We start from the raw sequence: 13,581 nt of genomic DNA on the forward strand, positions 1-13,581 counted from the left end.
ATAAATATAATAGGGAAGAGGATTTTTGTTGTTGATTTTCTATATTTTAGATAGACAAAATTGTCGCATTGACCATCACCTAAACTTAATAAACATGAAATCATTCTTGCTCAGTATTTTCATCATAGTTTGCACATCCCCATTATTTGCACAGAAGCCACTGAAATTGGCCGTTGCTGGCTTGAGCCACGGACATGTGGATTGGGTTTTCAATCGGAAGGATAAGCAGGATATGCAGCTAGTGGGAATCTATGAAACCAATCCGGAATTGGTGGAGCGATATATGAAACGCTATCAATTGGATAGGTCCTTGTTCTTTTCCAATTTGGAAGAGATGTTGGACAAGGTTAAACCAGATGCGGTTTCGGCATTTGGAGCTATTTCCGAGCATATTGCCGTAGTAAGGGCCTGTGCTCCCAAAAAAGTCCATGTGATGGTAGAGAAGCCTTTGGCGACTAACTTGGCTGATGCCAAGGAAATTGAATCCTTAGCCAAGAAAAACAATATCCATGTGCTGACCAATTTTGAAACCTCTTGGTATGAAAGTAACCAAAGGATTAAAGGTCTGTTGGAGGAAGGCAAATTAGGTGAAATAAGGAAGGTCTTGGTCAACGATGGCCACCAAGGACCTAAAGAGATAGGCGTGAGCAAGGAATTTTTCGAGATATTGACGGATCCTGCAAAAAATGGAGCAGGAGCATTAGTGGATTTCGGTTGTTATGGTGCCAATTTGATGACTTGGTTGATGGATGGGAAAAGACCTTTGTCAGTGACCGCTGTAGTCCAACAGAATAAGCCTGAAATCTATAAAGAAGTGGACGATGAGGCAACCATCATTCTACAATATCCAGAAGCCCAATGTATCATTCAAGGTTCTTGGAACTGGACCTATTCACGCAAGGATATGGAAGTCTATGGGAATAAAGGCTATGCGATAGCAGCCGATGCAAAAACCTTAAAAACGCGCCTGCAAGAAAACCAACCCGAAGAAATCTTGAAATTAGATGCAAGACCAGCACCCTTCAATGACCCTTTCTCCCTGCTTGCAGCGGTGGTTAATGGTTCGCTAGTTTTAGATCCATTGGATCAATATGGTCTGCAGGTCAATGTAACCGCTGTGGAGATATTGGACGCAGCAATGAAGTCTGCGAAGGAGAAACGGACCATAGAGTTGAGGGTTAAATAAAACCCTAATGGGGTTTTATTATTTTTGATGAGGTTTTCTTCTCCGGTGCCATACAGAAATTAACATCATTGGTGGACAGGTCCTTGATCGGATATCAAGGTTGAAAATACCTGTGCTTACTAACCATACAGATTCTTCACTTTAGTCTATTCGTTACTTTTGGAGCCCAAAAGTAACCAAAAACCTTTGGCTCATTTAAGTTGGCTTTTCGCACGGCCTCCCGCACATGGATAGAATGCCTTGTTGTCGGGAATATCTTTCAATAGATCATCCCTTTTGATGGGATGATCTATTGAAAGCATTCCAAGGCCAATCCCATCGCGCTAGACAACGGCATTCTACCCATTTTTCCGCCACTGGAAATGAGCCGGAGGCTAAAGGACTTCCTTCGGAAGAATGAATGTTTGTATAAATTGTGAACCCCTGGAAGGGGTGAAATCTTTATAGAAAATCAAATCGCTTGACGGATAACCCACAGTGTGGGTGAAATATTTTTCTGAAAATCCCTTCTTAATTCATTTCCAATTCTGAACAAATAGTGAAGAATCTGTATTGCCATTAATGTAAGTATTTGTTTGATAGTGTTTTAACTATTTGGTTGCGTGGTATTTATGTTCGATTACGGACATAAATTTGTTCGTTTTTGAACAGGATAGGAGGAGGTCCTAATAAGGATGATTTTTTCAGATAAATTTAGCCTGACAATTGATAAAAATTCGACAAAAAAAGGAGGGTTTTATTCGAGACTTATTCGAGGCATGTTCGGGACATGTTGCGAAAATTCGGAATGTGTCTCGAATAAGGTCAACATGAATATGTAGGTAAAATCTCTAGGATTTTCTTATCAAATCAACGAGTAAAAAAGGAGGTCGAAATTCTCCCAACCTCCTTTATGCTGACTCTTGTTTTTTTACTTCCTTAGGGTTGGGTCGTTTGATCCGTGGGAGTCTCATCTTTGATTTCATCTTTACCGGCAAACCACCATAGTGCAGCGCCTACAAGTACGAATGCTATTTTAATTAACCATGCCGTTCCTTCGCCCCAATTATAGATCCAAAGCAAGATGCGGGGCACTGCATTAAAGAAATTCATAATAATGGCTAATAGGCCATAAATAAATAAAATTGAACCGATATTTTTCATGCTATTTTGATTTTGTTTTTGAATGAAATAAGAATCTCTTGTGATGTTTTAACCAGTGTGATTAAATATTAATCAAATTTAGGGATGTTTCATTTTTCGGAACATCCCTGAAATCAGGTATTTATCTTGGTGGATGTAGGTTATAGGACATCCTTCGGAAGGAGGAATTTTTGGTTTGGAAAAAACCTCCAGTTGGGGTGACATCTTTGTAGAAAATCGGATCGCTTGACGGATAACCCACAGCATGGGTGAAATAGTTTTCAATATCCTTTTTCGTGTCACCCTGAGGGCATGCCCGAAGGGTCTCGGAACGTTCCACTCTTAATTTGAAATAGTTTTCTCATCTTACGATTTCGAAATGACAAAAATCCTTAATAAAACAAAAAAATAGATTCTTCGCTGTGCTCTGAATCCCTCTCTGGGAATTTCTAATTCTGAACGATTAGTGAAGAATCTGTACGGAATGTTATTATAGGTCCTGTCATCCTTGATCTTCGATCAAGGACCTGTTCGCCAATGAGGTTAATTTCTGTATGGTTCTGATGTTATTTTCAGTATGGTTCTGATGTTATTTTCTGTATGGTTCTGATGTTATTTTCTGGTTGGTTCTGCTCTTAATTTCTGTATAGTTCTGATACCACTTTCCGCATGCTTCCGATACCTTTCGTTCCTCAAGCTGACACCGGAAAAGGCTCCATTATTAGGCCCCTCTCTTATGTATTTCAAAGCCTTTAATTTTGATGTTCGTCAAATATTTCTTAACTTATTTATAAACGGCTTAGGCTAAAATTAAAATCAACCCTAGGTTTGATAATATTTTTCAAAGCATAAAAGAAAGGAGTTAGGCTTTGAGTTTGAAGATAAAAAGAATAGATAACATGCTTGAGGCTATAAAGAAAAGTGAGATTGAAATGGTGAAGGATCATTATAGCAACCTGGATATCAACAAGCCCGATCGGTTTAATCGGACTTTGTTGATGAATGCCATTCTGTATGGTGAGCTGGAACTGGCGGATTGGGCAATCAATCGAAAGGCCAATGTAAACCATCAGGATAAAAAAGGTCTGAGTGCGTTGCATATCGCAGTCGAAAGAAATCAGTTCCAATTGGTTTCCTTCATGTTGCGGAAAGGGGTAGACGTAAATCTCCAGGATCATTTTGGGAATACCGCCCTTTGGCGCGCCATGATGGACAATGTGGATGTCAATATTATTTACATTTTATTCCAATATCAAGCAGATCCCGATCTAAAGAACAATTATGGGATCTCAGCTCGAGACCTTCTCAGCGAAGAAAACCGGAATTGGGAACTCCTCCACAAGATTTTTAATGAAGTAAGTCCGGCTAATTAATCATTTTAAGCGTTACCGATTTATGAAAAGATTGCTACTGACGTGATCATGCCATTTCTTGATCACGGCACAGGTTTCGTATGCTTCCTGACGGACAAATTGTTGAAGAAGGGTTTCTAGGGTTAGGATGAATTCTTCGAGATGGATAAAATTCCCTTCTTCGTCCCGGTAGTCGGTCAGGATGTCCAATAAAAAACAATGGGTTTCGAACTCGCGGAACTTGTTTTGATAGTTCTGATCTGCCCTGAGCCAAAGTTTTTCCATTTGAAATCCCGACTTGATGTGCAGGTGACAGGCGTCCTCATATTCTGACCGATGAGTCTTGAGTTCCTTTTTCATTTTCTCGATGCTGGTTTGCAGATTATCATACATAGATGATAAATGTATCTGTACCTCTCGTTGTTTTGAAATAAGTGGCATAATGATGTAATTTGGATGCTCGCAAAAATTTCAACAAGTGTACTTGAATTTTGTTTTAATAATTTATTGATTTATTGTGAATTAAAAAATCAAGATTTAATTAGCCCCACAAAAAGGATATATTTGAAAATATGAATGAAGTCAGGATAAATGGAATTCAATTGGAGATTTGCTCCAATTCGATATACTCGGCAAAGCAGGCGCAGGCCGGAGGAGCAAGTAGGGTAGAGCTGTGCCAGAATCTAGAAAATGGTGGGACGACGCCCTCTTATGGGCAGATCAAATTGACCCGAGAATCACTGCATATAGGTGTTCATGTACTCATCAGACCAAGATCTGGTGATTTCCTTTATACAGCGGAGGAGTTCCAGGAAATTGTGGAAGATATCCGGTATTGTAAAGAAGTGGGATGTGATGGAGTGGTGATCGGCGTTTTGAAAGCGGATGGTTCGGTAGACAAGGAAAGGATGGAGATATTGGTAGAGGAAGCTAAGCCGCTATGTGTGGTGTTCCATAGAGCTTTTGATCGTTGTAATGATCCAAAACAAGCCTTGGAAGATATCATAGCGTTGGGTTGTGATCGGATATTGACTTCTGGCCTTCAAAATACAGCATGGCAGGGTCGTGAGCTATTGAAGGAATTGATTGAACAGGCAGCCGGTCGGATTGAGATCATGCCGGGTTCGGGCGTCGATGCCTCCAATGTGAAAGAAATATTGGAATTCACAAAAGCCAGCAGTGTACATTCTTCTGCAAAAGTAGTGGTAAAATCAAAGATGGAATATAGATCGGAATCTGTGACGGGTATGGACGAGGATGAAATCTATAGTTCGCAAGAGAAGGTCGAACAGATAATAGCACAAATAAAAAGCCTATAGAATTAATCTACAGGCTTTTTAATATGTTTTTTCTAAACTTATTTAGCGTCTGCTGAAAGTTTATCTAAGATTTCATTGTTCTTAGTGATTTGGCTGTTCTTAGGCATTTTGCTTTTTGAACCTGGTTCAATATTACGGCCAAGTTTTAAAAACTGTACTTCAACGCGTGCAACAGTTTTATTTCTTCTATCTTTTCTTTTTAAACGTGTAACTCCCATTGTGATCAAATATTTTTAATTGTTATTAACGAGGTCGGAAGCGGATTCGAACCGCTGTAGGAGGTTTTGCAGACCTCAGCCTAGCCACTCGGCCATCCGACCCTTTTACCCTTACAGGCATGCAAAAATAGGATTAAATTTTAAAATAAAAAAACCTTTTTCGCTTTTTGTTTTTCTAAGAGCTTTTAGCCCCCTTAAAGCCTTGATTTTGAATTTAATGCCGAAAAATTAGCTTTTGAATGCAGTGAGTTTTCATTAATTTTTAAAAATTAATGTGTTGATTATTAATAATTTGTACGAAATAAAGTTGCTAAAATAGAGTTTGGTCTAAACTTTGCAAGACTTGGGTGTCTCTCGCAAACATGTGTTTGAGGGAGCATAACAAAAAGATAAATAATAAGACTATGAAAAAATTATTACTTTCATTTGGTGCTGCACTTTTATTAGCAGCTGGAGCTCAGGCTCAAACTAGTTATGGTTTAAAAGCTGGTGTGAACTTAGGTAAATTCTCTAATCAAACTGATTTAGCAAAAGATTACCAAACTAATAATGTTTCATTCTATGTAACTGGTTTTGCTGATCTACCTATTGCTCCTCAATTTTCCATTCAACCAGGAGTTTCCCTTCAAGGAAAAGGAAATAAATACAAATTTGATGGTGATGGATTGGATGGTTCTTCAACTACCAATCTAATGTCAGTTGAGATTCCGGTAAATGCAGTTTACTATATCCCTGCTGGTTCAGGTAATGTTTTCCTAGGTGCTGGTCCTTATGTAGGATTCAACGTTTCTGGAAAAACTAAAAACAAAGGAAACTTAGGTGAACTTGGAGGTGAAGGAGAACATGATTTGAAATTCTCTGGTGATAACAAAGACATGAACCTAATTGATGCTGGTGCTAACTTTATGGCTGGTTACAAATTCAACAATGGTTTATTGGTTAACGCTGGATACGGTTTAGGTTTAACTAACCTTAACCCTAACTCGGATGGAGATAAATTCTCTACTCGTACATTATCATTTGGATTAGGTTTCCAATTCTAGTCGAAATTGAAAAAGGCTTAACAGCCTTAGTGAATAAATTATTGGGCAGTCCGGTTGGGCTGCCTTTTTTTGTTGTACCATTTAGCCTGAAATTTTATTTAAAAGTGAGGCTTGTCTTTCGATCCTAAGTTTTTATATGAAGAAAATAATATAATTGTGAAATTATGTTAATTAACTAAGTGATAACAAATAACCTTCTCGATGCTGATTAATTTTGGTTCATAAACTAAAAATATTAAGTATGAAAACATTTTTATCCTTACTTGGCATCGCTGGATTGTCCATCTTTGCAGCCAATGCCCAAACTTCCTATGGCCTTAAGGCTGGATTGAACCTTGGGAAAATCACGAACTATGATTCCCAAAAATTTAATCCTTCCTATTTTGTGACTGGTTTCGCAGATATCCCATTAGCTGGAAGATTTTCGATCCAACCCGGGATTTCCCTACAAAGCAAAGGGACCAAATTTGTGGACGCCATTCCAAATTGGGATCAAACAAATAGTGAGCCCTATGCCTCTTCTTTAAATGTGATGTCCATCGAAATCCCAGTAAATGCGGTTTATTATGTGCCTGTAGGGACTGGCGATGTTTTCCTTTCTGCGGGGCCTTATTTAGGTTATAACCTCAGCGGTAAATTGAAAAATTCCAAGCTTAATTCTAATGCAACCAATTCACGGGATGTTGAGTTCAGTGGAAATAATAAAATGATGAATCGATGGGACGCTGGGATCAATTTTGCAGCAGGGTATAAGCTTTCCAATGGTCTATTGATCCAAGCTGGTTATGGCTTAGGCTTAACCAACCTAAACGCATCCAGTCACTCAAAAGATTTCTCAAGTAGAACGATAAACTTTGGTGTAGGGTTTCAGTTTTAGCTTTTGTAGTATTGAGATGTGAGATATGAGATTTGAGATATTGAGGGTGTCACAAAGCATTGCTTGGGATAGTATTGAGATGTGAGATATGAGATTTGAGATATTGAGGGTGATAAAGTATTGCTTGGAGGAGTATTGAGTATTGAGTATTGAGATATGAGATTTGAGATATTGAGGGTGATAAAGCATTGCTTGGAGGAGTATTGAGTATTGAGATATGAGATTTGAGATATTGAGGGTGATAAAGCATTGCTTGAGGGAGTATTGAGTATTGAGTATTGAGATATGAGATTTGAGATATTAAGCGTGTCTGACAACCAAATATGCTTAAAAGAAATATTTAGTTTTGAGACTTGAGTTATTAAGGGTGACTGACTTCCCACTCTTAAAAAGCTTTTGTTGGGATCTAATCTATGTTTGAGTTTCATTGGAATCCAGAAAGTCTTTCAAATTTCTCATATCTCAAATCTCACATCTCATATCTTGAAAAAAAACAAAAGCCCATTTTTCAATGGGCTTTCTTGTTTTTTTTCAAAAGAAATCTATCACACTTTGATTTCAACTTCAACACCTGAAGGTAATTCTAATTTCATTAACGCATCAACTGTTTTAGAGTTAGATGAGTAGATGTCTAACAATCTCTTGTAAGAACACAATTGGAATTGCTCACGTGCTTTTTTGTTAACGTGTGGAGAACGTAAAACGGTATAGATTTTTTTCTCAGTAGGCAATGGAATAGGACCACTAACAACTGCACCTGTAGGTTTTACTGTTTTTACGATTTTCTCAGCTGACTTGTCAACCAAGTTGTAATCGTAAGATTTCAATTTGATTCTGATTCTTTGGCTCATTATATAAATTTGTTTTAAGATGACCCCTGGTTAGAGCTATATACAACCAGGGATCGGTTTGTTTTTTATTCGTATGAATATTAGTCTTCGATACCTTTAACTTTTCCTTTAGACTTCGCGATTACGTCATCTTGAACGTTACGAGGTGCATCAGAATAGTGATCGAATTCCATTGTAGAAGTAGCACGTCCTGAAGTGATAGTACGTAACTGCGTTACATATCCGAACATTTCAGAAAGAGGTACTAATGCTTTGATTACTTGTGCACCATTACGTGAATCCAAACCTTGCATTTGGCCACGACGACGGTTCAAGTCACCCATTACATCACCCATGTTTTCTTCTGGAGTCAATACTTCCACTTTCATGATAGGCTCCATCAATACTGGAGAACATTTAGGAAGAGCTTGACGGTAAGCCATCTTAGCTGCTAATTCGAAAGATAGAGAGTCTGAATCGACTGCGTGGAATGAACCATCAATCAAACGAACTTTCATACCTGACAATTGGTAACCAGCTAAAACACCATTCTTCATAGAAACTTCAAATCCTTTTTGAACTGAAGGGATATATTCTTTAGGAATAGAACCACCAACGATCTCATTAACGAATTGAAGAGGGTTTTTAACTACATCCCAATCCTCATCAGCAGGAGAGATAACCACTTTGATATCCGCGAACTTACCACGACCACCTGATTGTTTTTTGTAAACTTCACGGTGTTCAGTAGTTCCGTTGATAGACTCTTTGTAAGCTACTTGAGGAGCACCTTGGTTAACCTCTACTTTGAACTCACGTTTCAAACGGTCGATCAAGATATCTAAGTGAAGCTCACCCATACCTGAAATAACTGTTTGACCAGTATCTTCATCCGTCTTAACTACGAAGGTTGGATCCTCCTCAGCTAATTTGTTAAGTCCGATACCTAATTTATCAACGTCAGCTTGAGTTTTAGGCTCGATCGCTAAACCAATAACTGGCTCAGGGAATACCATTGACTCAAGAACGATTGGGTTTTTCTCATCACAAAGAGTGTCACCAGTTTTGATGTCTTTGAAACCAACAACAGCACCGATATCACCAGCACCGATTCTTTCGATCGGGTTTTGTTTGTTTGCGTGCATTTGGAAGATACGAGAGATACGCTCTTTGTTTCCTGAACGAGTGTTCAATACATAAGAACCAGCATCTAAGAATCCTGAATATACACGAGTGAAACACAAACGACCTACGAATGGGTCAGTAGCGATTTTGAAACCTAATGCAGCGAATGGTTCAGCTTCAGAAGGCTTACGAGAGATCTCTTCACCTGTACGAGGGTCAGTACCTTTAACAGCTTCTTGATCCAATGGTGAAGGCAATAACTCCATAACGAAGTCAAGCATAGTTTGAACACCTTTGTTTTTGAAAGATGAACCACAAACCATAGGAACGATAGCGTTATCCAATACTGCTTTACGTAAAGCGTCTAAGATTTCGCGTTCTGTTAATGAATCTGGATCATCGAAGAATTTCTCCATCAATGACTCATCGTATCCAGCAACAGCTTCTAATAATTTTTCACGGTATTCAGCAACCTCTTCAAGCATATCGTCAGGGATAGGAACTTCAGTAAAGGTCATTCCTTTATCTGCTTCATTCCAAACGATACCACGGTTGTTGATCAAGTCAACCACACCAGTGAAGTTGTCTTCAGCACCGATAGGCAATTGAAGCGCTACAGCTTCAGAACCTAACATATCTTTAACTTGCTTAACTACTTTTAAGAAGTCAGCACCAGAACGGTCCATTTTATTGACGAAACCAATACGAGGAACTTTGTATCCGTCAGCTAAACGCCAGTTAGTCTCTGATTGAGGCTCAACACCATCAACAGCAGAGAATAAGAATACTAATCCGTCTAATACACGTAGAGAACGGTTTACTTCTACAGTAAAGTCAACGTGACCCGGTGTATCAATTACGTTTACTTGGTATTTTTTGTTACGGTAGTTCCAGAATACTGTTACAGCAGCAGAGGTAATTGTGATACCACGCTCTTGCTCTTGTGCCATCCAGTCAGTTGTAGCAGAACCTTCGTGAGTTTCTCCTAACTTGTGGTTAACACCCGAGTAGAATAAAATACGCTCTGTAGTTGTAGTTTTACCAGCATCGATGTGTGCAGCGATACCAATATTTCTTACTAATTTTAAATCTTTTGCCATGTTTTTTATTGCAGTTTGCCTATTGGCTGATTGTTATTTCCTTTGAAATAAATACACCGACTTTGATAATTGAAAAATCCATTATCTAAAGTCGGTGTAAACATATTTGATTCTTTTTGTTCAAAATTAGAATCTGAAGTGTGAGAACGCTTTGTTAGCTTCCGCCATCTTGTGCGTATCTTCTTTCTTCTTAACAGCGGCACCTTCACCTTTAGAAGCTGAAATGATTTCTCCTGCTAATTTTTCAAACATAGTTTTTTCACCACGTTTGCGCGCATAAGAAATTAACCATTTCATACCTAAAGCGATCTTGCGCTCAGGACGAACTTCCATAGGTACTTGGAAGTTAGCACCACCAACACGACGAGATTTAACCTCTACGGCTGGCATTACATTGTTAAGAGCTTTTTTCCAAGTCTCAAGACCATTCTCTTGAGTTTTTTGCTCTACTAATTCAACTGCATCGTAAAAAATTGAATAGGCGATAGATTTCTTACCGTCTACCATCATGTTGTTTACGAAACGAGTTACCTGAACATCGTTAAACTTCGGATCAGGTAAAATGATTCTCTTTTTTGGTTTTGCTTTTCTCATTTTCTTTTCCTCCGTTTATTTTTTCTTACCTTTTGCTGGTGCAGCAGCTGCTTGTCCTGGTTTAGGACGTTTTGTTCCGTATTTAGAACGACGTTGGTTACGACCGGCAACACCTGAAGTATCTAATGCACCACGAATGATGTGGTAACGAACTCCTGGTAAGTCTTTAACACGACCGCCACGAATTAATACGATCGAGTGCTCTTGTAAGTTGTGGCCTTCTCCTGGGATGTAAGCATTCACCTCTTTACCGTTTGTTAAACGGACACGAGCTACTTTACGCATTGCTGAGTTTGGTTTTTTAGGGGTAGTAGTGTATACACGTGTACACACACCTCTTCGCTGTGGACATGAGTCCAACGCTGGTGACTTACTCTTGTCTACCAGAGCTACTCTACCTTTTCTAACTAGTTGTTGAATAGTAGGCATTTACCTGTTTTTCTTTTTTGTTTTTGTTAAAAAATGTTTTTAAGTCCGCAAAGATATAAAGAATAATCTAAACTGTAAAGAGTTGTGTGCTAAGTTTTTTGAAATAAATGTTGATTTGCCAAAAATAAATTGTTAAATCTTCTTAATCAGGTCTAATCCTCATGAAAAAGCCCTCTAGAAAACTAAAGGGCCGATGTTTTTATTCCTGATGGAGGGGTAGGGTTCTAGCTCAACAAAGTGAAGTCAATCTGTCTTTTTTCCAGATCCACTTTCTTGACCTTGATCTGAACCTCATCTCCCAATTGGTAGACTTTTTTCTTTCTTTGCCCAATAATGGCAAAATTCTTTTCATCCAATGTGTAGAAATCATCCGTAATGTCTCTCAAACGGACCATTCCCTCACATTTGTTCTCTTCGATCTCTACGTACATTCCCCATTCGGTCACCCCAGAAACGATTCCGGTATATTCCACGCCGATCTGATCCTGCAAGAATTCCGCTTGTTTGTACTTGATGGAAGCTCTTTCTGCTTCTGCAGCTTTCTTTTCCATCTGTGAAGAGTGTTCCGACATTTTTTCATAATGCTCGGCATTCACGTTTTTACCACCATCTAAGTAGAATTGGAGCAGGCGGTGTACCATCACGTCCGGATATCGGCGGATAGGGGAGGTAAAGTGGGTGTAGTAATCGAAGGCCAGTCCGTAGTGAGAAGTTTTCTTCGTCGTGTAAATTGCCTTTGCCATGGAACGGATCGCAAGCGAGGTCAGTAAGTTCTGTTCTTTTGAGCCTTCAATTTTTGTCATCAAGGCGTTTAAGGACTTTGCGGTCTCTTTGTCGGTCTTAATGCTCAATCGGTGCCCGAACCTTGAGGCGAACAAAGAAAAGCTGGTCAAGGTCTCCGGATTAGGTACATCGTGGAATCTGTAGACGAAAGGAAGCTTGTTTTTTCCTTTGCCCATTCTTCCGATGAATTCTGCAACCTTACGGTTTGCCAATAGCATAAAGTCCTCAATCAACTTATGGGCCTCTTTTCTCACTTTGGTGTATACCCCTAATGGTTTTCCGTTTTCATCCAGATTGAATTTCACCTCCTCCGATTCAAAACTGATCGCTCCAGCTTTAAACTTGCGGTCGCGAAGGATAAAGGCCAGCTCGTTCAATTTTAAGATTGCTTCGGATAGCTCATCTTCTTTTCCTTCGATGATCTCTTGGGCTTCCTCATAACTGAATCTTCTATCGGAATGGATAACCGTTCTTCCGAACCATTGGTCCATTACGTTTGCTTTCTCGTCCAATTCAAACACGGCTGAGAAACATAGTTTGTCCTCATTTGGACGCAAGGAACAAAGGTTGTTTGAAAGTCTTTCTGGAAGCATCGGGATGACGCGGTCAACCAAGTACACCGAAGTGCCGCGTTCGAAAGCTTCTTTATCCAAAGTGGAGTCAGGGGTTACATAATGGGAAACATCAGCAATATGGATACCGACCTCATAATTTCCGTTCTCCAGTTTTTTGAAGGAGATGGCGTCGTCAAAATCTTTTGCATCTGCCGGGTCGATCGTAAAGGTGGTAGTAGATCTGAAGTCATGGCGCTTAGCGATCTCTTCAGCAGAGATGCTGTCAGAAATAGAATTGGCTGCGTCCTCGACTGCCTTAGGGAACTCCAGTGGGAAACCAAAGTCAGCCAGGATAGCGTTCATCTCAGTGTTGTTCTCTCCTTTTTTACCAAGAACGCTTTTTACTATCCCAATAGGGTTCTTGGCATTCTTTGGCCATTCCAGAATGGACACTAAAACTTTCTCGCCGTTTTTCGCGCCGTTGAGGTTGTCCAGTGGAATGAAAATATCATGCAGCATTTTCCGGTCGTCCGGTTGGAAGAATGCATAAGATTTTGAAATGTCTATAGTCCCTGTGAAATCGGTCTTTGCTCGCTGTAAGATTTCCACCACTTCACCTTCTCTTTTCCTTCCTTTCTTCCTTTCGTAAACATGGACTTTCACGATGTCATTATGCAGCGCTTGTCTCAGTTTTCTAGGGGCAACATAGATGTCGCTTTCGCTGTCGTCATCAGGTACGATATAGGCGGATCCGTCGGCCGTCATATCAACTTTTCCAGTGACATAAACATGGAGTTGCTTAAGTTGGAATTTTCCTCTTTCCGGTTGGTGGAAAAGACCAAGTCTTGAACCGTCAGAAAGGATGTCGGAGATGGTGACTTTTGAGTCGCTATCGGTGATGTTAAGTTTGGCGGCTACTTGCTTATAGTTAAGGGGAGTGTTTCCGGATTTTTCAAAAATGTCTACGATCAGTTGGGTTAAAACTTCTTTGTAAGGATTCTCTTTTTTTGATTTCATAGTCTGTCGTTTTGTCTGTTCCTTCCATCAGA

The 13,581-nt window shown here is 39.5% G+C and carries 13 protein-coding genes and 1 tRNA gene; 5 read left to right on the forward strand and 9 right to left on the reverse strand.

What is annotated here, in order from left to right:
- Positions 1–94: 94 nt before the first annotated feature.
- Complete coding sequence (locus tag ACK2WI_RS09230) at positions 95–1,186, forward strand: Gfo/Idh/MocA family protein (RefSeq protein ID WP_409150490.1); 1,092 nt, start codon at positions 95–97, stop codon at positions 1,184–1,186.
- Between the two features lie 918 nt (positions 1,187–2,104).
- Here ACK2WI_RS09230 and ACK2WI_RS09235 read toward each other — a convergent pair.
- On the reverse strand, positions 2,105–2,329 hold the full coding sequence (locus tag ACK2WI_RS09235) for a hypothetical protein (RefSeq protein ID WP_409150492.1): 225 nt from the start codon (positions 2,327–2,329) through the stop codon (positions 2,105–2,107).
- 878 nt (positions 2,330–3,207) lie between these two features.
- On the opposite strand from ACK2WI_RS09235, the gene ACK2WI_RS09240 reads away from it, so the two are divergent.
- Positions 3,208–3,681, forward strand: coding sequence for an ankyrin repeat domain-containing protein (locus ACK2WI_RS09240; RefSeq protein WP_409150493.1), 474 nt, complete (start codon positions 3,208–3,210; stop codon positions 3,679–3,681).
- 12 nt (positions 3,682–3,693) lie between these two features.
- On the opposite strand, the gene ACK2WI_RS09245 is transcribed toward ACK2WI_RS09240, so the two are convergent.
- Complete coding sequence (locus ACK2WI_RS09245) at positions 3,694–4,101, reverse strand: hypothetical protein (protein ID WP_139185398.1); 408 nt, start codon at positions 4,099–4,101, stop codon at positions 3,694–3,696.
- Between the two features lie 131 nt (positions 4,102–4,232).
- Here ACK2WI_RS09245 and ACK2WI_RS09250 point away from each other — a divergent pair, with 131 nt between their 5' ends.
- Positions 4,233–4,979 (forward strand): copper homeostasis protein CutC, encoded by a 747-nt coding sequence (locus tag ACK2WI_RS09250; protein WP_409150494.1) that lies wholly within the window; start codon positions 4,233–4,235, stop codon positions 4,977–4,979.
- Positions 4,980–5,017: 38 nt separating this feature from the next.
- Here the strand turns inward: ACK2WI_RS09250 and ACK2WI_RS09255 are convergent, their stop codons facing one another.
- Both ACK2WI_RS09255 and ACK2WI_RS09260 read right to left on the reverse strand, forming a co-directional pair.
- Positions 5,018–5,197 (reverse strand): spore protein, encoded by a 180-nt coding sequence (locus ACK2WI_RS09255; RefSeq protein ID WP_093094996.1) that lies wholly within the window; start codon positions 5,195–5,197, stop codon positions 5,018–5,020.
- A gap of 31 nt (positions 5,198–5,228) precedes the next feature.
- Positions 5,229–5,299 (reverse strand) — tRNA-Cys (locus ACK2WI_RS09260).
- Between the two features lie 302 nt (positions 5,300–5,601).
- On the opposite strand from ACK2WI_RS09260, the gene ACK2WI_RS09265 reads away from it, so the two are divergent.
- Both ACK2WI_RS09265 and ACK2WI_RS09270 read left to right on the forward strand, forming a co-directional pair.
- The gene (locus ACK2WI_RS09265) at positions 5,602–6,240 is read left to right on the forward strand and encodes a porin family protein (protein ID WP_093097675.1); all 639 of its coding nucleotides are present in this window, start codon (positions 5,602–5,604) and stop codon (positions 6,238–6,240) included.
- A gap of 241 nt (positions 6,241–6,481) precedes the next feature.
- On the forward strand, positions 6,482–7,117 hold the full coding sequence (locus ACK2WI_RS09270; RefSeq protein WP_313367312.1) for a porin family protein: 636 nt from the start codon (positions 6,482–6,484) through the stop codon (positions 7,115–7,117).
- Positions 7,118–7,662: 545 nt separating this feature from the next.
- Here the strand turns inward: ACK2WI_RS09270 and rpsJ are convergent.
- From rpsJ to rnr, 5 genes are all read right to left on the reverse strand, one after another.
- Positions 7,663–7,968: a 30S ribosomal protein S10 gene (gene rpsJ, locus ACK2WI_RS09275; protein WP_013667229.1), complete on the reverse strand. Its 306-nt coding sequence runs from the start codon at positions 7,966–7,968 to the stop codon at positions 7,663–7,665.
- Between the two features lie 80 nt (positions 7,969–8,048).
- Entirely contained in the window at positions 8,049–10,172 is a 2,124-nt protein-coding gene (gene fusA, locus ACK2WI_RS09280; RefSeq protein ID WP_093094999.1) for an elongation factor G, read from the reverse strand.
- Between the two features lie 126 nt (positions 10,173–10,298).
- On the reverse strand, positions 10,299–10,766 hold the full coding sequence (rpsG, locus tag ACK2WI_RS09285) for a 30S ribosomal protein S7 (protein ID WP_093095001.1): 468 nt from the start codon (positions 10,764–10,766) through the stop codon (positions 10,299–10,301).
- Positions 10,767–10,781: 15 nt separating this feature from the next.
- Positions 10,782–11,195 carry a 30S ribosomal protein S12 gene (gene rpsL, locus ACK2WI_RS09290; RefSeq protein ID WP_002993550.1) on the reverse strand — a complete coding sequence of 138 codons (414 nt, stop codon included), beginning with the start codon at positions 11,193–11,195 and terminating at the stop codon, positions 10,782–10,784.
- Between the two features lie 224 nt (positions 11,196–11,419).
- Positions 11,420–13,549, reverse strand: coding sequence for a ribonuclease R (rnr, locus tag ACK2WI_RS09295; protein ID WP_409150496.1), 2,130 nt, complete (start codon positions 13,547–13,549; stop codon positions 11,420–11,422).
- Positions 13,550–13,581: the final 32 nt, after the last annotated feature.

Origin of the sequence: Sphingobacterium sp. BS-2, from assembly GCF_046161205.1 — a bacterium.
Taxonomy (GTDB): Bacteria; Bacteroidota; Bacteroidia; order Sphingobacteriales; family Sphingobacteriaceae; genus Sphingobacterium; species Sphingobacterium mizutaii.